This window comes from Aureimonas sp. D3, from assembly GCF_001463805.1.
Lineage (GTDB): Bacteria > Pseudomonadota > Alphaproteobacteria > Rhizobiales > Rhizobiaceae > Aureimonas > Aureimonas ureilytica_A.
In genome coordinates, this window is record NZ_BBWM01000066.1 from 15309 (window position 1) to 38448 (window position 23140).

At 68.6% G+C, this 23140-nt stretch carries 23 protein-coding genes; 9 read left to right on the plus strand and 14 right to left on the minus strand.

Going from position 1 to position 23140, the window contains the following annotated elements; translation table 11 throughout:
* Window positions 1-168 precede the first annotated feature (168 nt).
* Window positions 169-1170, plus strand: a complete 1002-nt coding sequence (locus AUL36_RS20100) for an adenosine kinase (protein WP_062223653.1) — start codon at window positions 169-171, stop codon at window positions 1168-1170.
* Between the two features lie 199 nt (window positions 1171-1369).
* Here AUL36_RS20100 and AUL36_RS20105 read toward each other — a convergent pair whose 3' ends face one another.
* On the minus strand, window positions 1370-2902 hold the full coding sequence (locus tag AUL36_RS20105) for a YifB family Mg chelatase-like AAA ATPase (protein WP_062223655.1): 1533 nt from the start codon (window positions 2900-2902) through the stop codon (window positions 1370-1372).
* 152 nt (window positions 2903-3054) lie between these two features.
* On the opposite strand from AUL36_RS20105, the gene AUL36_RS20110 reads away from it, so the two are divergent.
* The gene (locus AUL36_RS20110) at window positions 3055-3669 is read left to right on the plus strand and encodes a LysE family translocator (RefSeq protein ID WP_062223657.1); all 615 of its coding nucleotides are present in this window, start codon (window positions 3055-3057) and stop codon (window positions 3667-3669) included.
* 41 nt (window positions 3670-3710) lie between these two features.
* On the opposite strand, the gene AUL36_RS20115 is transcribed toward AUL36_RS20110, so the two are convergent.
* Window positions 3711-4352 carry an SH3 domain-containing protein gene (locus AUL36_RS20115; protein WP_062223659.1) on the minus strand — a complete coding sequence of 214 codons (642 nt, stop codon included), beginning with the start codon at window positions 4350-4352 and terminating at the stop codon, window positions 3711-3713.
* A gap of 147 nt (window positions 4353-4499) precedes the next feature.
* On the minus strand, window positions 4500-5438 hold the full coding sequence (gene gshB / locus AUL36_RS20120; RefSeq protein ID WP_058636788.1) for a glutathione synthase: 939 nt from the start codon (window positions 5436-5438) through the stop codon (window positions 4500-4502).
* 214 nt (window positions 5439-5652) lie between these two features.
* On the opposite strand from gshB, the gene AUL36_RS20125 reads away from it, so the two are divergent.
* Window positions 5653-6252 (plus strand): hypothetical protein, encoded by a 600-nt coding sequence (locus AUL36_RS20125; RefSeq protein ID WP_062236163.1) that lies wholly within the window; start codon window positions 5653-5655, stop codon window positions 6250-6252.
* Window positions 6253-6278: 26 nt separating this feature from the next.
* On the opposite strand, the gene AUL36_RS20130 is transcribed toward AUL36_RS20125, so the two are convergent.
* From AUL36_RS20130 to rph, 6 genes are all read right to left on the minus strand, one after another.
* Window positions 6279-6668, minus strand: coding sequence for a YraN family protein (locus AUL36_RS20130; RefSeq protein ID WP_062223663.1), 390 nt, complete (start codon window positions 6666-6668; stop codon window positions 6279-6281).
* A complete protein-coding gene (rsmI, locus tag AUL36_RS20135) occupies window positions 6665-7612 on the minus strand; it encodes a 16S rRNA (cytidine(1402)-2'-O)-methyltransferase (protein ID WP_082655969.1) in 948 nt (315 codons plus the stop codon). Before rsmI ends, AUL36_RS20130 begins: the two co-directional genes overlap by 4 nt.
* On the minus strand, window positions 7609-7929 hold the full coding sequence (locus AUL36_RS20140) for a YnfA family protein (protein WP_062223751.1): 321 nt from the start codon (window positions 7927-7929) through the stop codon (window positions 7609-7611). Before AUL36_RS20140 ends, rsmI begins: the two co-directional genes overlap by 4 nt.
* Before the next feature lie 91 nt (window positions 7930-8020).
* Window positions 8021-9223: a radical SAM family heme chaperone HemW gene (gene hemW / locus AUL36_RS20145; protein WP_062223665.1), complete on the minus strand. Its 1203-nt coding sequence runs from the start codon at window positions 9221-9223 to the stop codon at window positions 8021-8023.
* On the minus strand, window positions 9220-9873 hold the full coding sequence (rdgB, locus tag AUL36_RS20150) for an RdgB/HAM1 family non-canonical purine NTP pyrophosphatase (RefSeq protein WP_058636784.1): 654 nt from the start codon (window positions 9871-9873) through the stop codon (window positions 9220-9222). Before rdgB ends, hemW begins: the two co-directional genes overlap by 4 nt.
* A gap of 265 nt (window positions 9874-10138) precedes the next feature.
* Complete coding sequence (gene rph, locus AUL36_RS20155; protein WP_058601149.1) at window positions 10139-10858, minus strand: ribonuclease PH; 720 nt, start codon at window positions 10856-10858, stop codon at window positions 10139-10141.
* A 127-nt stretch (window positions 10859-10985) separates the two neighbouring features.
* Between rph and hrcA the strand changes: the two genes are divergently transcribed.
* Together hrcA and grpE are read left to right on the plus strand one after the other, a co-directional pair.
* Window positions 10986-12107, plus strand: coding sequence for a heat-inducible transcriptional repressor HrcA (gene hrcA / locus AUL36_RS20160; RefSeq protein WP_082640595.1), 1122 nt, complete (start codon window positions 10986-10988; stop codon window positions 12105-12107).
* Between the two features lie 115 nt (window positions 12108-12222).
* A complete protein-coding gene (gene grpE / locus AUL36_RS20165) occupies window positions 12223-12960 on the plus strand; it encodes a nucleotide exchange factor GrpE (RefSeq protein ID WP_062223667.1) in 738 nt (245 codons plus the stop codon).
* A 66-nt stretch (window positions 12961-13026) separates the two neighbouring features.
* On the opposite strand, the gene AUL36_RS20170 is transcribed toward grpE, so the two are convergent.
* On the minus strand, window positions 13027-13635 hold the full coding sequence (locus AUL36_RS20170) for a LysE/ArgO family amino acid transporter (RefSeq protein ID WP_062223755.1): 609 nt from the start codon (window positions 13633-13635) through the stop codon (window positions 13027-13029).
* Between the two features lie 102 nt (window positions 13636-13737).
* Here AUL36_RS20170 and AUL36_RS20175 point away from each other — a divergent pair, with 102 nt between their 5' ends.
* The gene (locus AUL36_RS20175; RefSeq protein ID WP_062223669.1) at window positions 13738-14643 is read left to right on the plus strand and encodes a LysR family transcriptional regulator ArgP; all 906 of its coding nucleotides are present in this window, start codon (window positions 13738-13740) and stop codon (window positions 14641-14643) included.
* Window positions 14644-14649: 6 nt separating this feature from the next.
* Here the strand turns inward: AUL36_RS20175 and AUL36_RS20180 are convergent, their stop codons facing one another.
* Both AUL36_RS20180 and folD read right to left on the minus strand, forming a co-directional pair.
* Window positions 14650-15198, minus strand: a complete 549-nt coding sequence (locus AUL36_RS20180; protein WP_062223671.1) for an RES family NAD+ phosphorylase — start codon at window positions 15196-15198, stop codon at window positions 14650-14652.
* A 21-nt stretch (window positions 15199-15219) separates the two neighbouring features.
* Window positions 15220-16122 carry a bifunctional methylenetetrahydrofolate dehydrogenase/methenyltetrahydrofolate cyclohydrolase FolD gene (gene folD / locus AUL36_RS20185; protein ID WP_062223673.1) on the minus strand — a complete coding sequence of 301 codons (903 nt, stop codon included), beginning with the start codon at window positions 16120-16122 and terminating at the stop codon, window positions 15220-15222.
* 193 nt (window positions 16123-16315) lie between these two features.
* Here folD and AUL36_RS20190 point away from each other — a divergent pair, with 193 nt between their 5' ends.
* The 3 genes from AUL36_RS20190 to AUL36_RS20195 all read left to right on the plus strand — a co-directional run bounded on the left by AUL36_RS20190 (window position 16316) and on the right by AUL36_RS20195 (window position 18686).
* Window positions 16316-17095, plus strand: coding sequence for a 3-hydroxybutyrate dehydrogenase (locus AUL36_RS20190; protein WP_062223675.1), 780 nt, complete (start codon window positions 16316-16318; stop codon window positions 17093-17095).
* Window positions 17096-17125: 30 nt separating this feature from the next.
* Entirely contained in the window at window positions 17126-17269 is a 144-nt protein-coding gene (locus AUL36_RS23450; RefSeq protein ID WP_082640594.1) for a DUF3096 domain-containing protein, read from the plus strand.
* 121 nt (window positions 17270-17390) lie between these two features.
* Window positions 17391-18686, plus strand: coding sequence for an NAD(P)/FAD-dependent oxidoreductase (locus AUL36_RS20195; RefSeq protein ID WP_062223677.1), 1296 nt, complete (start codon window positions 17391-17393; stop codon window positions 18684-18686).
* A 90-nt stretch (window positions 18687-18776) separates the two neighbouring features.
* Here the strand turns inward: AUL36_RS20195 and cobO are convergent, their stop codons facing one another.
* Both cobO and cobN read right to left on the minus strand, forming a co-directional pair.
* The gene (cobO, locus tag AUL36_RS20200; protein ID WP_062223679.1) at window positions 18777-19418 is read right to left on the minus strand and encodes a cob(I)yrinic acid a,c-diamide adenosyltransferase; all 642 of its coding nucleotides are present in this window, start codon (window positions 19416-19418) and stop codon (window positions 18777-18779) included.
* Window positions 19415-23140: a cobaltochelatase subunit CobN gene (cobN, locus tag AUL36_RS20205; protein ID WP_062223681.1), complete on the minus strand. Its 3726-nt coding sequence runs from the start codon at window positions 23138-23140 to the stop codon at window positions 19415-19417. Before cobN ends, cobO begins: the two co-directional genes overlap by 4 nt.

Below are 23140 nucleotides of genomic sequence, written 5' to 3' on the forward strand. Positions count from 1 at the left end.
GGCTCTCTCCGTCTCGTCCGCCCTGTCTCGTCCGACAGGAGCCGGCGCGGCGTCGCCGCCGGCCCGGCACAGGGCTCGCCTTCAAGATGGGATGGTCTGCGGCGCGCGGCAATGCGATAAGGCGCTCTTCGACCCTTCCTCGGTTCCATCTCGCGAAGATCCCCGCCCATGTCCCGTTTCGACCTCCTGACGATCGGCAATGCCATTGTCGACATCATCTCGCGCACCGACGACGCCTTTCTGCGCGAGGCGGAGATCGAAAAGGGCGCGATGACGCTGGTGGATTCCAGCCGTGCCCTCGCCATCTACGACCGCATGGGCCCGGCCATCGAAATGTCGGGCGGCAGCGCGGCCAACACGGCCGCCGGCCTCGTCTCGCTCGGCGGGCGCGGCGCCTATTTCGGCAAGGTCTCGAACGACCAGCTCGGCGCGATCTTTGCCCATGACATCCAGTCCCTCGGCGTCCACTACCAGACCGCTCCGCTCGCCGGCGATCCGCCGACCGCGCGCTGCATGATCCTCGTCACGCCCGATGGCGAGCGCTCCATGAACACCTATCTCGGCGCCTGCGTCGAACTCGGCCCCGAGGACATTGAGGAGGCCGTCGTCGCCGACAGTCTCGTCACCTATTTCGAAGGCTATCTCTGGGACCCGCCGCGCGCCAAGGATGCCATCCTCCAGGCCGCGAAGATTGCTCATGCCAATGGACGCGAGATGGCCATGACCCTGTCGGACTCCTTCTGCGTCCATCGCTACCGCGCCGAGTTCCTCGACCTCATGCGCTCCGGCGCGGTCGACATCGTCTTCGCCAACGAGGCCGAGGCGCTCGCCCTCTACGAGACCGAAGTCCTCGAAGAAGCGCTCCACCGCATCGGCCAGGATACCAAGCGTCTCGCCATCGTCACACGCGGGCCGGACGGCTGCGTCGTGGTCGAGAACGGTGAGGCCACGACCTATCCCGCCACCGCCGTCGATACGCTGGTGGATACCACCGGCGCGGGCGATCTCTTCGCCAGCGGCTTCCTGCGCGGCTACACCGCCGGCCTCTCGCACGAGACCAGCGCGGCGCTGGGCGCGCTCGCCGCCGGCCACATCATCAGCCAGATCGGCCCTCGCCCGCAGGTGCGGCTGATCGACCTGCCCGGCGCGCGGGGGCTGATCGGCGCGTGAGGGGAGAGGCAGGGGCGCTGCCCCTGCACCCCGTCAGGGGAAATGATTTCCCCTGAACCCCTCATTCGTTTGGGCGCCTTCATGTCCCTCACCGGGAGGGGCTTCAGCCCCTCCCGGTGAGGGAAAGGGTTCCAAAAGAAAGGAAGGGTCCGGGAAGTCCTTCCCGGGCAGGGCACGGGGCGGCAGCCCCGCCACCCTCTCACGCCGCCTGCAAGCGCTCCGGCAGGCTGCGATAGGACAGGGCTTCGGCCAGATGCGGGCGGCCGATGGTCTCGGCTCCCGCAAGGTCCGCGATGGTGCGGGCGACCTTGAGGACGCGGTGGTAGGCGCGCGCCGAGAGGCGCATGCGCTCGGCGGCCTCGCGCAGGAGCTTGAGACCGCTCGCATCGGGCGCGGCGGCCTGTTCCAGCCGGTCGGCCGGGCAGCGGGCGTTGGTGGTGCCGGCGGGCAGGCCGAGGGCTTCGTAGCGCAGGCTCTGGAGCGCGCGGGCGGCCTCGACGCGGGCGCGCACGGTGGCGGAGTCTTCGGAGGCACCGGTCTGGATCAGGTCGAGCGCGGTGACGGCGGGCACATCGACGCGCAGGTCGATCCGGTCGAGCAGCGGGCCGGACAGGCGGGCCTGATAGTCGGTGACGCAGCGCGGCCCGCGCGCGCATTGATGCCCCGGCTCGCCGGCCATGCCACAGCGGCAGGGGTTCATGGCGGCGACGAGCTGAAAGGCGGCGGGGTAGGTGACGCGGTGATTGGCGCGCGCGATGACGCTTTCACCGGTTTCGATGGGCTGGCGCAGCGAGTCGAGCACGGCGGGAGAGAATTCGGGCAGTTCGTCCAGAAACAGGACGCCGTGATGGGCCATGGACACTTCGCCCGGCCGCGCGCGATGGCCCCCGCCGACCATCGCGGCCATGGAGGCGGAATGGTGCGGCGCGCGAAACGGGCGGCGGGCGGACAGACGGCCCTCGGAGAGTTCGCCCGCGACGGAGGCGATCATCGAGACGTCCAGAAGCTCGCGGGGGCCGAGCGGCGGCAGAAGCGAGGGCAGGCGCTGCGCCAGCATGGATTTGCCCGACCCCGGCGGCCCGACCATCAAAAGGTTATGAGTTCCAGCCGCCGCGATCTCCAGCGCGCGTTTGGGGACCGTCTGGCCCTTAATGTCGCTGATGTCGGGCAGCGGATGGGCGGCGGGGTCTTCCAGCGTCGGCTCGGGGCGCGACAGGCGCTGCGTGCCGCGAAAATGATTGGCGATCTGGATGAGCGAGCGAGGCGCGAGAATCTCCATTTCCGGGTCGGCCCAGGCCGCTTCCGCGCCGCCGGCTTCGGGGCAGATCAGGCCTTGGCCCAGCGCATTGGCGGCCATGGCGGCGGGCAGAACGCCGCTCACCGGCGTCACCAGCCCGTCGAGCGAAAGCTCGCCCAAGACGATGAAGCGCTGCAAGACATCGGCCGGAATGGCGCCGAGCGCAGCCATCAGGCCGAGCGCGATGGGGAGATCGTAGTGCGAGCCCTCCTTCGGCAGGTCGGCGGGTGCGAGATTGACGGTGACGCGCTTGGGCGGCATCGACAGGCCGGAGGCATGGAGCGCGGCCTGAACCCGCTCGCGGCTTTCGGTGACGGCCTTGTCGGCCAAGCCGACGATGCTCATGCCGACCTTGCCGGGCGCAACGAGAACCTGGACATCGACCGGCACGGCCTCGACGCCCTGGAAGGCCACGGTCCTCACACGCGATACCATGCCCGCCCCGCCTCTCGAATCGCGTTTTCGCTCTCAGGGCGAGGGTAGTTCGCAAGGGGCGTGTGGGCAAGGATGGACAACGCGCTCCCCTCTTTCGCACGCCCGCAAAACCCGTATTCTTTCGCCGTCTAACGAGCGTGCGAGGGCATGGCATGGATGCGCATACGCTGGGATTGTTCGCCTTGGCCTTTCTCGTCTTCGCCGCGAGCCCTGGGCCGGACAATGTGACGATCGTCGCCCGGACGCTGCATCAGGGCGCACTCTCCGGCTTCGCCTATGGCGCGGGCACGGTGAGCGGCATTCTCGTTTTCCTGTTTCTGGCGGCCATGGGCCTGTCGGTGCTGGCGGGCGAAATGGCGGGCGCGATGACCGTGCTACGCTATGCCGGCGCGGCTTGGCTGGTCTGGATGGGCATTCGTCTCTGGCGCTCGCCAGCCGTCGTTCCCGATGCTTCGGTTCTCGCACCCCGGCGCGGTGTTCTGCGGGATTATCTCACGGGGCTGACGCTCAATCTCGGCAACCCGAAAATGCCGCTCTTCTATATCGCGCTCCTGCCCAACGTGGTCGGCCCGAACCTGACAGGGGCCGAGGCGGGGCAGTTCGCGCTGGTCATTCTTCTGGTGGAGGCCTTGGTGATCGGCGGCCATGTTCTGCTGGCCAGCCGGGCGCGGCGCCTCCTTCGTTCGCCGCGCGTGGTGCGCCGCGTCAACCGAACGGCCGGTGGGCTCATGGTCGGCGCGGGTCTCGCCACGGTCGCCGTCCGCTGAACGAAAGAACGGCGCCTCGCGGCGCCGCTCTCTCGTTGTCATCAATAATCTTCGTCCCAACCGCGGCGCTCTTCCCAGTGGCGCGGCGGTGGCGGAGGCGGCGGGCCGTCCTCGAAGCGCTCGCGGTCGCGGCGGCCTTCGAAGCGGTCGCGGTCCCGCTCGAACCGGTCGCGCCGGTCCCAGCCCGGAGGCGGCGGGGGAGGGGGCGGCGGAGGCGCGTCGTAATAGCCGCCATAGCGGCGGGGCGGCGGCGGGGGCGGGCCGCGATCGAAGATGCGCGGGCCATAGATGCCGTCCCAGCGGCGCCGGTCGCGGTAGAAGTCGCGGTCGCGGTAATGGTCGTCCCAATAGCGGCCGAAGGAATAGGTGACGACGGGCGCGCCGATATAGGGCACGACGCGCGGGCCGGTGTAGCGCTGCCCACCCCGAACGTAAGCCAGATAGCGCGAGGAGATCCAGCCGCGCTGGCCGTAGAAGTCCACATCGCACCAGGCGCGGTTGGCCAGGCACCCGTAGACGCGCACATCCTCGCCGCCGCGCACGACATTGACGGGCGGATAGGCCGTTGAGGGGCCGGCGCGCAAATTGACATTGGCCGTGGCGATGGCCGTGGCGGCACTGGCCAGACCCGGCAGAAGCGCCGCGCCGGCCAGAACCAGGGAGAAGAGACGAGCTTTCGTCATGAAACCATCCGGAAAGGAGGCGCTGTTCGATGAGGCATTTCACCATCCACAAGCCGAACGGCGTCCGAACGGCGCGTTCAGCCTCTGTTCAGGCTCGGCCCCAATGCGGGGAGGGCGCGGGCGGTTGCATCACCCGCGCGCCGGCTTTCAGCGCTTGGCCTCGACCGCATCCCAGAAGAGCGCCGCGATGTCGGCCCCGCCGAAGCGCTTCACCTCGCGGATGCCGGTCGGCGAGGTGACGTTGATCTCGGTGAGATAATCGCCGATCACGTCGATGCCCACGAAGACCTGACCGCGCTCCTTGAGCTTGGGGCCGATGCGCTCGCAGATTTCGCGCTCGCGCGGGGTCAGTTCGGTCGGCTCGGCCCGTCCGCCGACATGCATGTTGGAGCGCGCGTCGGTCTCGGAGGGCACGCGGTTGATCGCGCCCACCGGCTCGCCGTCGATCAGGATGACGCGCTTGTCGCCCTTGCGCACGTCTTTCAGGTAGCGCTGCGCGATGAAGGGCTCGCGGAACAGAAGCGCGAAGGTCTCGAGGAAGGAGGAGAGGTTGCGGTCGTCCTTGGTGAGATGGAAGACGCCCGCGCCGCCATTGCCGTAAAGCGGCTTGAGCACGATCTCGCCGAACTCGGCGCGGAAGGCCGCGATCTCGGCCGGGTCCTTGGTGATGATCGTCTCCGGCATCAGGTCGGCGAATTCGGTGACGAAGATCTTCTCGGGCATGTTGCGCACCCAGGCGGGGTCGTTGACCACCAGCGTCTTGGGATGGATGCGCTCCAGAATATGCGTCGAGGTGATGTAGTTCATGTCGAAGGGCGGATCCTGGCGCAGGAGCACCACGTCCATGGTCGAGAGATCGACCTTGTGGGGCTCGCCGAGGGTGAAATGCTTGCCCTGCTCTTCCACGAGGTTCAGCGTCTCGACCCGCGCCGTGGCGACGCCATCGCGCAAGGAGAGGCGGTCCGGCGTATAGTGGAAGAGCTGGTGCCCGCGCCGCTCGGCCTCGAGGCAGAGGGCGAAGGTGGAATCGCCCTTGATGGTGATGCCCGACACATGGTCCATCTGGACCGCGACCTTGAGCGACATGCGGTGTATTCCCCGAACGGTTCCGTCCTTGCCGAGGTAGAGGGGAACGGCGGTTCTGTCCACGGGGCTGGTGATCGGGTCGCACCGGCGCAACAGGGCCGGTGGAATGTCGGTGGTCTCACGCACTGGTGATGGCGCAGGTCTACCTCACCCGTTGCGATGGAGGTGGAACGCGTGAGACGCGAGCCCTTCCCTCGATTGCAAAGTCCTTTTCATGTTTGCCAGATGTCTTGCCGCGCTGATGCTCGTCGCGCTTCTCTCCGGTTGCGCCAAGCCCGTGGTGGAAACCACCGGCCCCCTCGCGATCCGGGATGTGTCCGTCAGCGCCGCCGATACGATCCGCGCGGAAACCGATATCCTGTCGCTGGTGCGCCAGACCGTGCCGGCGCAGATTCTTGGCGTGTCGGACGGCAAGGCGACCAAGGTCGAGGTCCGGCTGGTCCTTCTGGCCTACAAGAACCCGGTCATGTCGCTTCTCGTAGGCGATTCCAACAAGCTGGGCGCGAACGTCATTCTGCGCGATATGGCCGATCAGGAGCTTGCCCGTTTCGACGTGATCGCGATCGACCAATATATGCTGAACGGCGTCGCGGGCGCGGTCATTTCGGTGGCGCAGGACAAGGCGCGCGTGGACCGGGCGCTGGCGCGCGGGCTCGCCGAGACGATCGAGCAGCGCATCTACGGCCGCAAGACCAAGCCCGCGATGGTGCCGGACCTTGCCGCGCCCATGCCCAAGGGGCCGCCGCAGGAGAGTACGCATTCTCCGGCCGCACATCCCGCGCAGAAGCCTGCAAGCGTCGGCGCGGGCGTCTGACGGCGTCTCGGGGCGTGCGGGCTCGTTCAGTTCCGCCCGCGCCAGGCGTCCGTCACATGCACCGGCCAGCGGCGGGGCAGGACGGCGACGATGTCGAAGCGGATGGAGAGATGCGCCGCGCGCTTCTGGCGCGAAAGCCAGAGGTCGGCGGCGCGCTCGATGCGCGTCTGTGCGGCTGGCGTCACCGCGTCCATGGCCGCTTGCAGCGTCGGGCGCGCCTTCACCTCCACGATGGCGACCAGCGCGCCGCGCTTCGCAATCAGGTCGATCTCGCCCGATGGCGTGCGATAGCGGGTGGCGAGGATGCGGTAGCCCTTGAGGCGCAAGGCCCAGGCCGCCAACCATTCCGCCCGGTGCCCCTTACGGAAGAAGGCGCGCTTGCGGTCAATTCCCGTCTCGCCGCCCCCGCGTTTCACGCGCCGCCTTTCAGGTCCAGCGCGCGCTGGTATAGCTCGCGGCGGGGCAGGCCGGTGAGCTTCACCGCCTCCTGCGCGGCCTTGGCGGGCTTCATCTCGGCGAGCAGCCCACGCAGGATCGTGTCCACGTCGCCGCTCGCCGCCGCTTCTTCTTCGGCCGGCGGGCCGACGCAGACGACGATCTCGCCGCGCACCCGCTCCATCGCCGCGAAGCGCTCGGCCAGCTCCGGCAGCGTGCCGCGATAGATCGTCTCATAGGCCTTGGTCAACTCGCGGCAGACGGCGGCGGGGCGGGGGCCCAGACCTTCCGCCATGGCGGCCAGACTTTCCGCGATGCGGTGCGGCGCTTCGAAGAAGATCAGGGTGCCGGGCACGCGCGTCAGGGTTTCGAGCTTGGCGAGGCGCGCCCCGTCCTTCACCGGCAGGAAGCCGGCAAAGAAGAAGGCGTCGGACGGCAGGCCCGAGGCGCAAAGTGCCGCCAGCGGCGCGGATGCGCCCGGAATGGGTACGACAGGCAGGCCGCGCGCGATGGCCTCTTCGCCCAAACGGAAGCCGGGATCGGAGACAAGCGGCGTGCCGGCGTCGGACACCAGCGCGACGGAGCGGCCAGCCTCCAGCTCGTCCAGAAGCGCGGGGCCGGATTCGGCGGCATTGTGCTCGTGATAGGCGAAGAGCCGCCGGCGGATGCCGTAGCGCGCCAGAAGCTTTTGCGTGACGCGCGTGTCCTCGCAGGCGAGCACATCCGCCCCGGCGATGATGTCGAGCGCGCGCAAGGTCACGTCGGACAGGTTTCCGATCGGCGTCGCCACGAGATAGAGGGCCGGCTCGGGCTTGGGCGCGCGCAGGGTGGCCCCGCGCACGAGATAGGTTGCGCCGGAATCCTGAAACGGGACCTCATCGCCTTCGGGTGTCTCGTCTTCGGAAGGATCGTCGAACGGGTTCATGAAACACCTCGCGGCGCGAGAAGGATGACGCAGGCGCCCGCACAGCACAGAAAGGCGCCGAGAAGGTCGAAACGGTCGGGCCGCACGCCTTCGGCCGCCCAGAGCCAGCCGAGCGAGGCAAGAATATAGACCCCGCCATAGGCCGCATAGGCGCGGCCGGCAAAGGCCGCGTCCACCCGCGTCAGGAGAAGGGCGAAAAGGACGAGGCAGGCGAGGCCCGGCGCGAGCCAAAGGGCGGAGCGGCCCGAGCGCAACACGGCCCAGAAGGCGAAGCAGCCGGCGATCTCGGCCAGCGCCGCGCCGGCATAGATGAGCAGCGCCGGGGCGGCTCCGGTCAGCGGATCATCCTCCGAAGGCCCGCGACACCAAGCGGCACCGCGCCGCGCGTCCTGACGGCAAGCGGCGCTCTCACGCGAGATCGGCCACCACGGCGTCGAGCACGAGCATGCCGGCGGGCGTCGCGCGCAGCCGGTCGGGGCCAAGGCGCTCGATCATGCCATGGCCGGTCAGTTCGGCTTCGACGGTTGGGTCGATGTCGCGCCCGGCCAGCTTGCGCCAGCGCTTGAGGTCGATCCCTTCCACGAGGCGCAGGCCCATGAGCATCAGTTCGTCGGCCTGCTGATAGCTCTCCAATGCTTCATCCTCGACCTCCCCCGAATCCCAGTCCTCGACCATCTTGAGCCAGGTTTCGGGATGTTTCTCGTTGGACACGGCATGGCGCGCGCCATCCTCGCCCGGCAGGCGGGCATGGGCACCGGGGCCGATGCCGGCATAGAGGCCGTAGCGCCAATAGGTGAGATTGTGGCGCGACTCCGCGCCGGGCGCGGCGTGGTTGGAAATCTCGTAGGCCGGCAGGCCGTGGAACAGCGTCAGCTGCTGCGTCGCCTCGTAAAGCTCGGCCGACAATTCGCCGTCCGGCACCACGAGCTTGCCCGCCTTGTGCAGGGCGTGGAAGATCGTGCCTTCCTCGATGGTCAGCTGGTAGAGCGAGAGATGGTCGGCCGCCAGCGAAATGGCCTCCGACAATTCGCGCTCCCATTCCGACACGCTCTGGCCCGGCCGGGCATAGATCAGGTCGAAGGACAGGCGCGGAAAGATCTCGCGCGCCAGACGGATCGCGCCCATGGCCTGATCGACGTCATGCATCCGCCCGAGGCGCTTCAGGTCCGCATCGTTCAGCGCCTGCACGCCGAGCGACACGCGGTTGACGCCCGCCGCGCGGTAGCCCCGGAAGCGGTCCGCCTCGACCGAGGTCGGGTTGGCCTCCAGCGTGATCTCGGCCTCGTCGGCAACGGTCCATTGCGCGGCCACGGCCTCCAGAATGGCCGAAACGGTCGCGGGCTCCATCAGCGAGGGCGTGCCGCCGCCCAGGAAAATCGAGGTGACGGTTTCGCCTTTCGTGCGCCGGCCTTGGCTTGCGATCTCGCGGCGGAAGGCCTCCACGAAGCGCGCCTGATCCACCGGCTGGTGGCGCACATGGCTGTTGAAGTCGCAATAGGGGCACTTGGCCGCGCAGAAAGGCCAATGGATATAGACGCCGAAGCCCGGCTCGCCGGCGGGCGGCGTATAGGGCCGGATCTGCGACAGGGGGCGGGGCATCATCATGTTCATGCGACGCCCAGCGCCTCCCGCGCGAAGAGCTGGAAGGCGCGGGCGCGGTGCGACAGGGCGTGGGCCTGCCCCGGCACCCAGCCGTGCTTTTCCTGCGAGGGCATCTCGCCGAAGGTGCGCGTCTCGCCCTCCGGCAGGAAGCAGGGATCGTAGCCGAAGCCGAGCGCGCCCCGCGGCGGCCAGACGATCGTGCCTTCGACCTCGCCGCGGTAGAACTTCGTCTCGCCCTCAGGCGAAGCAAGGCAGAGAACCGCGACGAAGCGGCCCGTGCGCTGCGCGGGCGCGGTGGCGCCTGCGGCCTGGAGCTTCTCTTCGATCTGGCGCATGGCCATGGTGAAGTCTTTCTCGGGGCCGGCCCAGCGCGCCGAATAGATGCCGGGATCGCCGCCCAGCGCATCCACCACCAGACCCGAATCGTCGCTGAGCGCCAGAAGGCCGGTGGCGCGCGCCGCCGCCAGAGCCTTGATCGCCGCGTTCTCCTCGAAGGTCGAGCCGGTTTCCTCGGGCTCGGGCAGCGCCTTGTCGGCGGCCGAGACCACGGTGAAGCCGAGCGGGGCCAGAAGCTCGCGGAACTCGGCGATCTTGCCGCCATTGTGGCTGGCGATCAGGAGAGGACCACCGGCGGGATCGAGGGGGAAGGCGTTCGTCATCGCTGTCGGGTCCATTCCGGGGAAGGCGCGCGCGCCGGAGCGCGCCGCCAGTCCCAAGGTTTATGCGCCCCGAGGCTGACCCGAGGCTTCAGGCTTTGTTAGGAACTAAGGCCAAAACCTCGTGGGATCGGCTGGTCGGATTTTTCCGTCGCTCTCTTCGTCGCGAATGCTCGCCGATGCTGACCTAGCATCGACTGCGCTTCGCTCCTCGCGATCGAACGAAAATCTCTCGACCATCCTCCGCCCAGAGGTTTCGTCCTCAGTTCTAAGCTTCGAGGCAGGACTTCTGGTGCGCCACCAGCTCACCGATGCCCTTTTCGGCGAGCTTCATCAGCGCCTCGAGTTCGTCGCGCGAGAAGGGCTCGCCCTCCGCCGTGCCCTGAATCTCGACGATGCCGCCGCGCCCGGTGAGCACGAAATTGGCGTCGGTGCCAGCGGCCGAATCCTCGGGGTAGTCGAGGTCCAGAACCGGCGTGCCCTTGTAGATACCGCAGGAAATGGCGGCGACATGGTCCTTCAGAACCTTGTCGCGCTTGACCATGCCGCGCGTTTCCATCCAGGCGAGGCAGTCCGACAGAGCCACGAAGGCGCCGGTGATCGAGGCCGTGCGCGTGCCGCCATCGGCCTGGATCACGTCGCAATCCACCGTGATCATGCGCTCGCCCAGCGCTTCGAGGTCCACCACCGCGCGCAGCGAGCGCGCCACGAGGCGCTGGATTTCCTGCGTGCGGCCGCTCTGCTTGCCGCTGGCGGCTTCGCGCTTCATGCGCTCGCCCGTGGCGCGCGGCAGCATGCCGTATTCGGCCGTGACCCAGCCCTTGCCGGAATTCTTCAACCAGCCGGGCACGCGCTCCTCGAGGCTCGCGGTGCAAAGGACATGGGTGTCGCCGAACTTGACGAGGCACGAGCCCTCGGCGTGGCGCGACACGCCCCGCTCCAGCGAGACAGGGCGCAGTTCGTCGTTCTGGCGTTTGGAAGGCCGCATCAAGACAAGTCCATATTAACGATTTCGAACCCGCCTCTTAAAGAGTGTGGCGACACTTGAACAGGGTGCTTGGCGGCCCACTCTCTCCGCCTTGGCTGAAACCCTCGCGATCCCTATAAGACAGGCCATGAAGCGCGTCCTGCCTCCCTTCCACGATCTCACGCCCAGCCAGACCCCGCTCGCGGGCGGGCTGGACGAGCGCTCGCGCGAGATTTTCCGGCTGATCGTCGATTCCTATTTGGAAACCGGCGAGCCCGTGGGCTCGCGCAACCTGTCGCGCCTCCTGTCGAGCGCGCTGTCGCCCGCCTCCATCCGCAATGTCATGTCCGACCTCGAGGCGCTGGGGCTGATCTATGCCCCGCATGTCTCGGCCGGGCGGCTGCCGACGGAAGTCGGCCTGCGCTTCTTCGTGGACGCCTTTCTGGAAGTGGGCGACGTGCCCGAGCGCGAGCGTGCCGAGATCGAGAAGAAGGTGCGCGACCATGGCGAGCGCCGCCCGGTGGACGCGCTCCTGACGGAAGCCTCGCAGCTCCTTTCCGGCCTGTCGCGCGGGGCGGGCATCGTGGTCGCCGCCAAGGCCGATCCGCGCCTCAAGCATATTGAGTTCGTGCGGCTCGACGCGGCGCGCGCTCTGGTCGTTCTCGTCGGCGAGAATGGCGAGGTGGAAAACCGCATTCTCGACCTGCCGCCCGGCATCACCGCCGCGCAGCTCGTGGAAGCGGCCAATTTCCTGAACGCCCATGTGGTCGGGCGCACGCTCGCCGAAGCGCGCCGGCGCATCGAGGCGCTGAAGGAGGAAACGTCCCGCCAGCTCGGCGAGCTGTCTCGCCAACTGGTGGACGCGGGGCTCGCGGTCTGGGCGGGTGAGGGCGCGGGCCAGCCTTCGCGCCTCATCGTGCGCGGGCGGGCCAATCTTCTGGACAGTCTGTCGGCGGCCGACGATCTCGACCGGCTGCGCCATCTCTTCGACGATCTGGAATCCAAGACCTCGATCATGGAGCTGATCGATCTGGCGGAAGCGGGCAACGGCGTGCGCATCTTCATCGGCTCGGAAAACAAGCTGTTTTCGCTGTCCGGCTCCTCGCTCGTGATCGCGCCCTATTCGGACTCCGATCAGCGCGTGATCGGCGCGGTGGGCGTGATCGGCCCCACGCGCCTCAATTATCGGCGCATCGTGCCCATGGTGGACTATACGGCGCGGCTCGTGTCGCGCCTTCTGGCGGGCGGAGCGCCGGTGCGCCGGCCTTGATTTCCGGCCCGCCTCATTCGATATGCCGCAGCGACGACCCTTTACGGGAGAGCAGTCCGGCGGCCGCCTCATGGCGCCGGATTGTTTGTCCCCTCGACAGGAACAGGAGTGCCCGATGACAGGCGAGAGCGAGAAGCACGTGAACGACCACGAGAGCGAAAGCGGCGCGCATTCCGCCGGCGGCGGCGCCTATTTCAAGGGCTCGGGCGTCGCGGGCGCGGCTCCCGGCGCGGCGGGCGCGCAGGCCGAGACCGCCGAGGAGCCCGCAGGCTCCTGGGGCGGCGAAGAGGCTGCGGCGGCCGACCGGGCGCGCATCGCCGAACTCGAAGCCGAGAATGCCGACGTCAAGGATCGGCTGATCCGTCTGGCCGCCGACATGGAAAATCTGCGCCGTCGCACCGAGCGCGAGGTCAAGGACGCGCGCCAGTTCGCCGTCGCCAATTTCGCGCGCGATATCCTGGCCGTGTCGGACAATCTCGCTCGCGCGCTTCAGGCGATTCCCGAGGGCGCGCGCGACACGGACCCCGGCCTCCAGACGCTGGCCGAGGGCGTGGAGATGACCGCCCGGTCCATGCAGTCCACGATGGAGCGCCACGGCGTGAAGAAGCTGGAGCCCGAGGGCCAGCGCTTCGACCCGAATTTCCATCAGGCCATGTTCGAGGTGCCGAACGCCGAACTGCCGAGCAACACGGTGGTTCAGGTCGTGCAGGACGGCTACGCGATCGGCGAGCGCGTCCTGCGCCCGGCCATGGTCGGCGTGTCCAAGGGCGGGCCGAAAGTGGCTGTGGGCGCGGATGCCAACGCCGCGCCTGCCAAGCCCGGCGTGCCGGATGATTCCACCAAGGACGCCTGAGCGTCCTCGCGGTTCGATTGCAAGCCCCGCATCCCTTGAGGGATGCGGGACTTTTTTTATGGCGTATCAGCCGCTGGCCAGAAGTTTGATCGCGATTGCGCCCATGGTCAGCCCGATCAAAGCTTCCAGCGCGCGCCAAGCGGCGGGCCTCTCGAAGATCGGGCGCAGCCAGCGCGCTCCGAAGCCCAGCGCGAAGAAGAAGCCGAACGAGGCCGTGACCGCGCCCGCGCCGAACGAGGATTCCGCGCCGGGAAAGCGCGTCGAGAGGCTGCCGATCAGCACCACCGTGTCGAGATAGACATGCGGATTGGCCCAGGTGAGGAGAAGGCAGGTCGCGAGCGCCTCGCGCCGGCTCCCCGCGCCGACTTCCGCCAGACGCAGCGCGTCGCTCGCCCGGAAGGCGCGCATCAGGCTCTTGGCGCCATACCAGATCAGGAAGCCCGCCCCGAGGATGCGCAGGATCGGGTCCAACGCCGGCAAGAGCGCGGCGACGCGCGCGAAGCTCGAAACCCCCAGCGCAATCAGGATCGCATCCGACAGGGCGCAGGCGAGGCACACTGCCAGGACATGCGCGCCGAGAATGCCCTGGCGCAGGACGAAGGCGTTCTGCGCGCCGATCGCCAGGATCAGCGTCAGCCCCGTGGTGAGGCCGGTGGCATAGGCGTCTGCGCTCATCATCTCAAAGCCCCGTGTTCGATTACGGGAGCGACGTAGCATGGATGGATGGGTTAGCTGTGTTAAACCATCTTAGGCTGATGAAGCGGAGCTAAACCTCGAATGCTCGACTATCCCGCCCTTCGCGCGCTCGCCGCCGTGGTCCGCACCGGGAGCTTCGAGCGCGCGGCGGGCGATCTTCACGTGACGCCCTCTGCCGTGTCGCAGCGCGTGCGCCAACTGGAGGAGCGGGTCGGCGCAGTTCTGGTGGAGCGCGGCCAGCCCTGCCGCGCCACCGAAACCGGCGCGCGCCTATGCCGGCACATGGAGCAGATCGGCCTGTTGGAGGCCGATCTCTTTCGCCATCTGCCGAACGGGGCGGGCGAGGAGGCGGGTGCGCCGCGCGTCACGCTGCCCGTCGCCACCAGCGCGGACAGTCTCGGCACCTGGTTCCTGAAGGCCGCTGCGCGCTTCTCGACGGAAACCGGGCATCTTCTCGACATGGCGGTGGATGATCAGGACCACACGGCCGAATGGCTGCGGCGGGGCCGAGTTCTGGCCGCCGTCAGCGCGCTGGCGCGGCCCGTGCAGGGCTGTCGGTCGCTGCCGCTCGGCTCGCTGCGCTATCTCGCGACCGCCAGCCCCGAGTTCGCCGCGCGCCATTTCACCGAGGGCGTCACGCCGCGCGCGCTGGCGTCCGCCCCCGCGCTGACCTTCAACCAGAAGGACCGGCTTCAGGCCGACTGGCTGAAGCGCGCCTTCGGCCGTGACCTCGCGCACCCCACCCATTGGCTACCCTCGACGCAGGGCTTCGTGGAGGCGGCGCTGCTCGGCATGGGCTGGGGCCTGAACCCGGTGCAACTTGTGGAGGAGCATCTGAAGGCCGGCCGCCTTGTGGAGCTTCTGCCCGGCGTGCCGCTGGATGTGCCGCTCCATTGGCAGGTCAGCCGGCTCGGGGCCGAGCCACTCCAGCCGCTCACTCGCGCGGTGCTTGAGGTCGCGCGGAGCGAGCTCGTGCCTCCCGAATGAAGGAGTTCACAGACCCCAGACCGGCCCGCCTTCCGACAGGCGGATGGGCTGAGGCTCGCCCGCGACGGTGACAGTGGGCGCGCCCGCTGTGTTCCAGCGGAAGAGGTTGAGATGCCAGCCGCCGGGGATTTGTCGCGAGCGGTCGATCAGCCCGTCGGCCCCTGCTTCGCGCGCCCGGTCGGCTGTGCGCCAGGAAGGCGGCTCGCCGCCCGCCGCGAGAACGGAGCGCCAGGAGAGATTGGAGGCCTCGCGATCGATCCCGGCGAGGCGGCAGGCTTCTTCGTCGTGTTGGTCCAGCACATGGGCGTCGCTCACCTGAAGCGCGATGACGACACGCGCGTGTCCGTCCTCCCTGATATAGCCGGAAACGGCGCTGATCGCCCATTCGAGCCTCGGGCTCATATAGAGAACGCTCTCGCCCGGCCGATGATAACGCCCGGCGCTGCTGGGGCCGGGCGGGGCCAGAACCTCGCCTGCGCGCTCGGCCGCGACGGAGCGATAGAACAGGCCGGAGACTGTGCGCAGCGGCACGGCGGAGGGGCGGGGATCGGTCATGTCTCGGTCCCCGGCTCTCCGTCAGAACCGGGGGCGGGGCTCGCCCGCCGCGCGGCAGGCGCTCGCCACCGTATTGGCCATCAGCATGGCGATCGTCATCGGCCCGACGCCGCCGGGCACGGGCGTGATGGCCGAGGCGATGGCGGCGGCCTCGTCATAGGCGACATCGCCGACGAGCCGCGTCTTGCCCTCGCCCTTGTCGGGCGCGGGCACGCGGTTGATGCCGACATCGATCACCACCGCGCCGGGTTTCACGCAGTCGCCCTTGAGCAGGCCCGGACGCCCGATCGCGGCCACCAGAATGTCCGCCTCGCGGCAAAGGGCCGGCAAATCCTTCGTGCGGGAATGAGCCACCGTGACCGTGGCATTGGCCAGAAGCAGAAGCTGCGCCATGGGCTTGCCGACGAGATTGGAACGCCCGACCACCACCGCCCGCTTGCCCGAGAGATCGTCGCCCAGAACCTGACGCAGGAGCACCATGCAGCCCGCCGGGGTGCAGGGTACGAAAGCATCATCGGCGAGGCCGCTCGCGAGCCGCCCGGCATTCACCAGCGTCAGCCCGTCCACGTCCTTGTCCGGGTCGATGCGCCCGACCACGACATCCGCGTCCAGCCCCTTGGGCAGGGGCAACTGCTGGAGAATGCCATGGATGGCGGGGTCGGCGTTCAGCTCGTCGATCAGCGCCAGCAACGCCTCCTGCGAGGTGTCGGCCGGCAGGCGATGGGTGACGGAATGAAAGCCGCAGGCCTCCGCCGTGCGCCCCTTGTTGGCGACATAGACTTGGCTCGCCGGATCTTCGCCCACCAGCACGACGGCGAGGCCCGGTTTGACGCCGGTTTTCTTGTGCAGCGCCGCGCCCGCTGCCGTCACGTCCCGAAGAACCGATTCCGCGCTCGCCTTTCCGTCGATCCGTACAGCCTGCATGGGGCCGGTCCTTTCGCTATGGGGGCCGTCGCCTCGGCCTTGTGCGCCGCGTTATAGCTCCGTTCCGCGCGGGCGAAAGGAAAAAGCGCGAACAAGTCGCCCGCTTTTTGTCGGGGAATGCGCAACGATCTTTTCATGACGCGCCGCGGGACTATTCTCCCCTCTTGCCAAGCGGGGTTCGAAGGAGGGCGCGATGCGTCTCGAAGGACAGGTTGCGGTGATCACCGGGGCGGGGTCGGGCATCGGGCGCGAGATCGCGCGGCGCTTCGCCCGCGAAGGCGCGCGCGTCGCCATCGCCGATCTGAAGGGCGAGGCGGCGGAGGAAGCGGCGGGCGAGATCGAGGCGGCGGGCGGCTCGGCCCTCGCGCTGACGATGGACGTGACCGACGAAGCGGGTGTCCAGGCCGGCATCGAGCGCGTCGTCCAGCATTGGGGCCGGCTCGACACGGCCATCGCCAATGCCGGCATCCAGATCGTCCACCCGATCGAGGATTTCCCCTACGAGGAGTTCAAGCGCGTGGTGGACATCCATCTCGGCGGCTCCTTCCTCGTCACCAAGGCGAGCATCCCGCATATGTACCGGCAGAAGTCCGGCTCCATGATCTATATGGGCTCGGTGCATTCGCACGAGCCTTCGCCGCTCAAGAGCGCCTATGTCGCCGCCAAGCACGGCATTCTCGGCCTGTCGCGCGTCATGGCGCGCGAGGGCGGGCCGCACGGCGTGCGCGCCAACACGATCTGCCCCGGCTTCGTGAAGACGCCGCTCGTGGAAAAGCAGATCCCCGAACAAGCGCGCTCGCTCGGCATTCCCGAGGAGGAGGTGGTGAGCCGAATCATGCTCGGCCGCACGGTCGATGGCGAGTTCACCACGGTCGAGGACGTGGCCGAGGTCGCCATCTTCCTTGCCGGCTTCGGCTCGCGGGCGCTCACCGGCCAGTCCATCACCGTCAGCCACGGCTGGTACATGGCCTGACGGCCGCGTTCCTAGAAACAGGGCAAACCCATGGAAATCATCACCGTCCAGCCGATCGTGGCGCTGATCGCCGGCATCCTCATCCTCGTGATGCCGCGCCTTCTGAACTACATCGTCGCCTTCTACCTCATCATCATCGGGCTCACCGGCCTGATGGGCACCGGGGGTCTGTAGAAGAGCTTCCCCTACGGCGAGCGATGCGGCTCCGAACTCTGGAGCCGTGCCGCGTTTGCGGGGGAACAAGCGCTCGGTGACGCGGTTCGGATCGAAAGGTGAAACGGAGACGGCGAGGATCATGGCAGGCAGCACGGCGCACAAGCGGATCGTCATTCTGGGCGGCGGGTCGGGCGGTCTGGAACTTGCCTCGCAGCTTGCCGGCAAGGGCGAGCTGGAGGTGGTTCTGGTGGACCGGGAACTCGCTCACCTCTGGAAGCCGCGCCTGCATGAATTCGCCGCCGGCACCGTCTCTTCCTCGCTTGCCGAAATGTCCTTCTACATGCTCGGGCATCTTCGGGGCTTCCGCTTCGAGCAGGGCGAGGTGAGCGCACTGGATCACGACCGTCGCGAGATCGTGCTGGCTGCCATTCCCGGAAAGGACGGGACGGTCGCCGCGCGCGAACGGCGCATTCCCTATGATGTCTGCGTGGTGGCGCTCGGCGGCGTCGTGCCCGATTTCGGTACGACAGGCGTCAAGGAGTTCGCGGTGCGGCTCGACACCAAGGCCGATGCCGACCATTTCCGCGATCGGTTCATCGCCGCGATGATCGAGGCGCGCGAGTCGGGCGAGCCGGCGGAGGTGGTGATCGTCGGCTCCGGCGCGACGGGCACGGAACTTGCCGCCCATCTGCGCCGCTCCGAGCGCGGCTTCTTCGACCAGAGCACGGCCGAGCGGCGGCGCAAGCTTCTGGGCATCACCATTCTGGAAGCTGCGCCCGAGATCATGCCGGGGGCCGAGCCCGAACTGCGCCAGCAATTGGCCGAGCGGCTGCGCCGACTCGACATCAAGACCGTGACCGACGTCAATGTCTCGCGCATCGAGGTGGATGCGGTGTCGTCGAAGTCGGGCGAGCGCTGGCCCTGTGACCTCGCCGTCTGGGCGGCCGGTCTCGTCGGCAATCCGATCCTGAAGCGCCTCGGACGCTTCGAGATCGACAATCGCGGGCGCATCGTGGTGGACCAGACGCTGCGCTCGAGCCTGGACGAGCATGTCTATGCCATGGGCGATGCAGCCAGTCTGACGCCGCCCGGCGCCGACAAACCGCTGCCGCCGACCGCGCAGGCCGCGAGCCAACAGGCCGATTATCTCGTCGAGGTGCTGCCGTTGATCGCGCGCGGCGAGCCGGTGGAACCCTTCCGCTACGCCGACAAGGGTCGGATCGTCTCGCTCGGCCGCGCCGGGACGGTCGGCATGATCGGCTTCGGGAAGAAGGACGATTTCCTCATCCACGGCCATTTCGCGACGGCCGCCTACAACGCGCTCCAGCGCCAGCACCAATGGCGCGTTCTCGGCCGCCTGCGCGGCACGGTCTCGATCGCCGCCGACATGATCTCGCCGACCAAGGGCCCTGCGCTGAAGCTGCACGGCGATTGAACGCCCGCCGAACGGGCAGGGAAACGGGAAGCTTCCACAGCCAAGGCCGGCATCGGGGCCGGTCCTCCCCCGCAGGGTTATGTCGCCTCCCTAGAACTCGATGCCCCGCTGCGCCTTAATGCCGGAGCGGAACGGGTGCTTGATCATCTCCATCTCGGTCACGAGATCGGCGAAGTCGATCAGCTCCTCCTTGGCGTTGCGCCCGGTGATGACGACATGCTTCATCTCGGGCTTGTGCTCGCGCAGGAAGTCCACGACCTCTTCCACGGCCAGATAGTCGTAGCGCAACACGATGTTCAGCTCGTCGAGGATCACCATGTCGTGCTCCTCATCTGATATCATCGCCTTGGCGCGCTCCCAGGCCTGACGCGCGGCGGCGATGTCGCGCTGGCGGTCCTGCGTCTCCCAGGTGAAGCCGTCGCCCATGGCGGTGATCGTCACCTCGCCCGGAAAGCGCTCCAGCGCGGCGCGCTCGCCGGTTTCCCACTTGCCCTTCACGAACTGGACGATGCCGACCTTCATGCCGTTGCCGAGCGCGCGGAAGACGAGGCCGAAGGCGGCTGTTGATTTGCCCTTGCCCTTGCCGGTGTGGACGATGACGAGGCCCTTTTCCTGCGTCTTGGTCGCCAGGATCTTGTCGCGCGCGGCCTTCTTCTTGCGCATCTTCTCGGCGTGGCGCGCGTCGAGTTCCTCTTCGCTCATGGCGGCCACGAGGGGCGACTTCTCGCTCATGGATGGATGGTCTCCGTTTCGAGGGCCAAAGGTTCGAGGGCAAGTCTCGCCGAGTTGGAGCGCGGATGCCAGAGGCCGCGCCGGATGGCTTCGGCGAGGCGCGCCCGCATCTCGGCAAAGCCCGCCGGGTTGTTGTCTCGCATGAAGGCCGAAACGCGCTCGTCTTCCACGAAGGCGGCGTGGACGAGATCGAAATGCCGGTCGGCGACCGCATGGGTGGTCGCGGCGAAGGCGAAGAGGTAATCGACCGTGGCTACGATCTCGAAGGCGCCCTTATAGCCATGGCGCATGACGCCGGCGATCCATTTGGGGTTCACCACGCGGGCGCGCACGACGCGGGCGATCTCCTCGTCCAGCGTGCGGATTACCGGGCGCTCGGGGCGCGAATGGTCGTTGTGATAGGCCACCGGCGCGGTGCCCGAGAGGGTTTCCACCGCCGCGCTCATGCCGCCTTCGAACTGGTAGTAATCGTCGGAGTCCAGAAGATCGTGTTCGCGATTGTCCTGGTTCTGGACGACGGCCTCGACGCCGCCGAGGCGCCGCTCGAAGCTCTCCCGCGCCGGCAACCCTTCGCCTTCCGCGCCATAGGCATAGCCGCCCCAGTGGAGATAGGAATGGGCAAGATCGGCGCGCGTCTGCCAGCCGCCTTCATCGATCAGCGCCTGAAGCCCCGCGCCGTATGCGCCGGGCTTGGAGCCGAAGACGCGGTGCCCCGCTTCGCGCTTGGCTTCGTCGGGGGCAAGGCCGCGCGCGCGGGCTTCCGCTTCCTCACGGCGCATCCGCGCGGCGATCGGGTTCTCGCCCGGCTCCTCGTCCAGCGCGCCCACAGTCCGCGCGGCGCGGTCGAGCAGCGCGATCTGCTCGGGGAAGGCGTCGCGGAAGAAGCCCGAAACGCGCAAGGTCACGTCCACGCGCGGGCGGCCGAGGACGGCCAGCGGCACGATCTCGAACCCGGTGACGCGGCCGGAGGTGCGATCCCAGCTGGGTTTCGCGCCCATCAAGGCGAGGGCCTGTGCGATGTCGTCGCCGCCCGTGCGCATGTTCGCCGTGCCCCAGGCGGTGAGGCCGACCGAACTCAGCCACTCGCCCTGGTCTTGGAAATGGCGCTCCACCAGCCGCTCGGCCGAAAGCCGCCCGAGCCGCCAGGCCGCTTCCGTCGGCACGGCGCGCGTATCGACCGAGAAGAAATTGCGCCCCGTCGGCAGCGTGTCCGGCCGCCCGCGCGTGGGCGCGCCAGAGGGCCCGGGCGGCACGAAACAGCCCTCCAGCCCACGCAGGAGCCCCGCCATTTCCGCCGCGCCGCAGGCGGAGACGGCGGGTTTCAGCCGCGTGTCTACTTCCGCCAGCACGGGCAGCGTGCGTGCCCATTCGGACGAAGGCTCCGCCTCGCCCGAAACGAGGCGCGCGGCTAGAAGCTCGATCCGCTCCACCGTATCGCCCACCGTGCGCCAAGCGTCGGTGGACAGGCTGTGGAGAAGCTGGGGGCGTGGGCCGGTCCAGCCTGTGGAAAAGTCGCAGTCGAGCGGGTCGAAGCCGAGCCCGAGATCGCCCGCCAGCGCCCGGTGCAGCGAGGCATCGGCTGGCTCCTGCCCACGCGGCAGGCGGGCGAGCGCGGTGGTGAGGTCGGTCAGCAGTCGGCCTTCGGGCGCAAGGCCGAAGACATGCAGCCCGTCGCGGATCTGCATTTCCTTGAGATCGCAGAGCCAAGCGTCGAGCCTTTGCAGCGCCTCGTCTCCCGCCTCGCCGGGGAGAAGGCCCGCATCCGCCCCGAGCCCGCTCGCCTCCAGCAGCGCCAGAATGTCCTTGCTTAAGAGCGCGGCGCGGCGCGGATCGCCGCTCGACGCTTCGTAATATTCGTCCACCAGCCGCTCCAGATCGCGCGCCGGCCCATGGCTTTCGGCGCGCGTCAGCGGCGGGGTCAGGTGGTCCACGATCACGGCCGAGGCGCGGCGCTTGGCCTGCGTGCCCTCGCCGGGGTCGTTGACGATGAACGGGTAGAGATGCGGCAGCGGGCCGAACACGGCCTCCGGCCAACAGGTTTCAGACAGCGCCAGCGCCTTGCCCGGCAGCCATTCGAGATTGCCGTGCTTGCCCATGTGGATGACGGCATGGGCTCCGAAGCTCTCCCGCAGAAAGGCGTAGAAGGCGAGATAGCCATGCGGCGGCACGAGGTCCGGCGCGTGATAGGTCTCCTTCGGGTCGATCTGGTAGCCGCGCGCCGGCTGCACGCCGACCAGGACATCGCCGAAGCGCGCGAGCGGCAGGCAGAAGCCATGGGCTGGGTCGAAGAAGGGATCGTCTTCCGGCGCGCCCCAGCGCGCCGTCATCTCGGCTTGCAGGCCGGCAGGCAGGCGCGCGAAAGCGGCGCGGTAGCGGGCAAGGCTCAGCGTCTCGCGAATGAGCCGGCCCGCGCGCTCGCCCGAATTGGTCGGCCCCTTCTGAAGATGCTCCACCAGCGCGTTGCCGTCCGGGGGAATGTCCGACACGCCGTAGCCGGCATCCCGCAAGGCTTCGAGCACGCGCACCGTCCCGGCCGGCGTGTCGAGCCCGACGCCATTGCCGATGCGTCCGTCGCGGTTGGGATAATTGGCGAGCACGATGGCGACGCGCCGCTCCGGGGGAGCGGCCGTGCGAAGCGTCGCCCAGCGGCGCGCGAGTTCTGCGACGAAGCGGAGGCGATCGGGCTCCGGGCGATGCGACACGAGATCGATCTCGGTGAGCGCGTCCCATTCGGCCGCGCTCTTGAAGGCGATGGCGCGCGAGAGAACGCGCCCGTCCACCTCCGGCAGGGCGACGCTCATGGCGAGATCGCGCGCGGACAGGCCTTGGGTCGATTGCGCCCAGGCCTCGCGCCCGCCGCTGGCGAGCACGGCCTGAAGCACCACGGCCCCGCTCTCGTCCAGCACCGTGCCCTTGTGCGCGCCGCCGGGCGTCGAGACGGCAAAGCCGGTGAGATTGACGACGACACTGGGCGGCTGGCGCGCGAAGACGGCGCGCAGCGTCTCGACGCTGACGGGGTCCTTCAGGCTGGATACGAAGAGGGGGAGGGGCGTGAGCCCTTCGGCCTCCAGCGCGTCGCACAGCACCTCGACGGCCTCGGTCTGCCCACTCTGCACCAGCGCGCGATAGAAGACGACCGGCACGAGCGGGCGCGTGTCGCCCTCGATCGGCGCGCGCCCGCGCTCCAGCAGCCCGGCCTTGAGGATCGGCCGCGCCTCCGTCCGCACAGGCTCGCCACGGATGAGCGCGCGGCAGCCTTCCAGAAACGCGTCCGTATTGGCCGCCCCGCCTTCGCAGAGAAGGCGCCAAAGCGCCTCGCGGTCCTCGGGGTCGAGCGTCGAAAAACGCTCAAGGCCGGGGTCGGGCTTGTCGTCGCCGGGCAGGATGGCCAAGCGAAAACCGTATCGCTGCGCGCCGGATATCAGCGCCTCGCAGCCATGCGGCCAATAGCGCTCGCCGCCGAGCAGGCGCACGACGACGAGCTTGGCCTGCGCGCCCATGCGCGAGAGCCAAGTGTCGACCGACATCGGATGCGACAGGCGCAGGAGATTGGCGAGGCGCAACTCACCCGCGCCAAAGCCCCGCCGCCGCGCCGCGCCGGCGAGCGCCGCCAGTTCCGTGTCGGCGGCGGACAGGAACAGGATGTCGCCGGGGCTCTGCCCCAGGTCCACCGCCTCCGCCCCGTCCGCGATCGTCCCGCGCTGGGCGGCCAGAAGATGCAA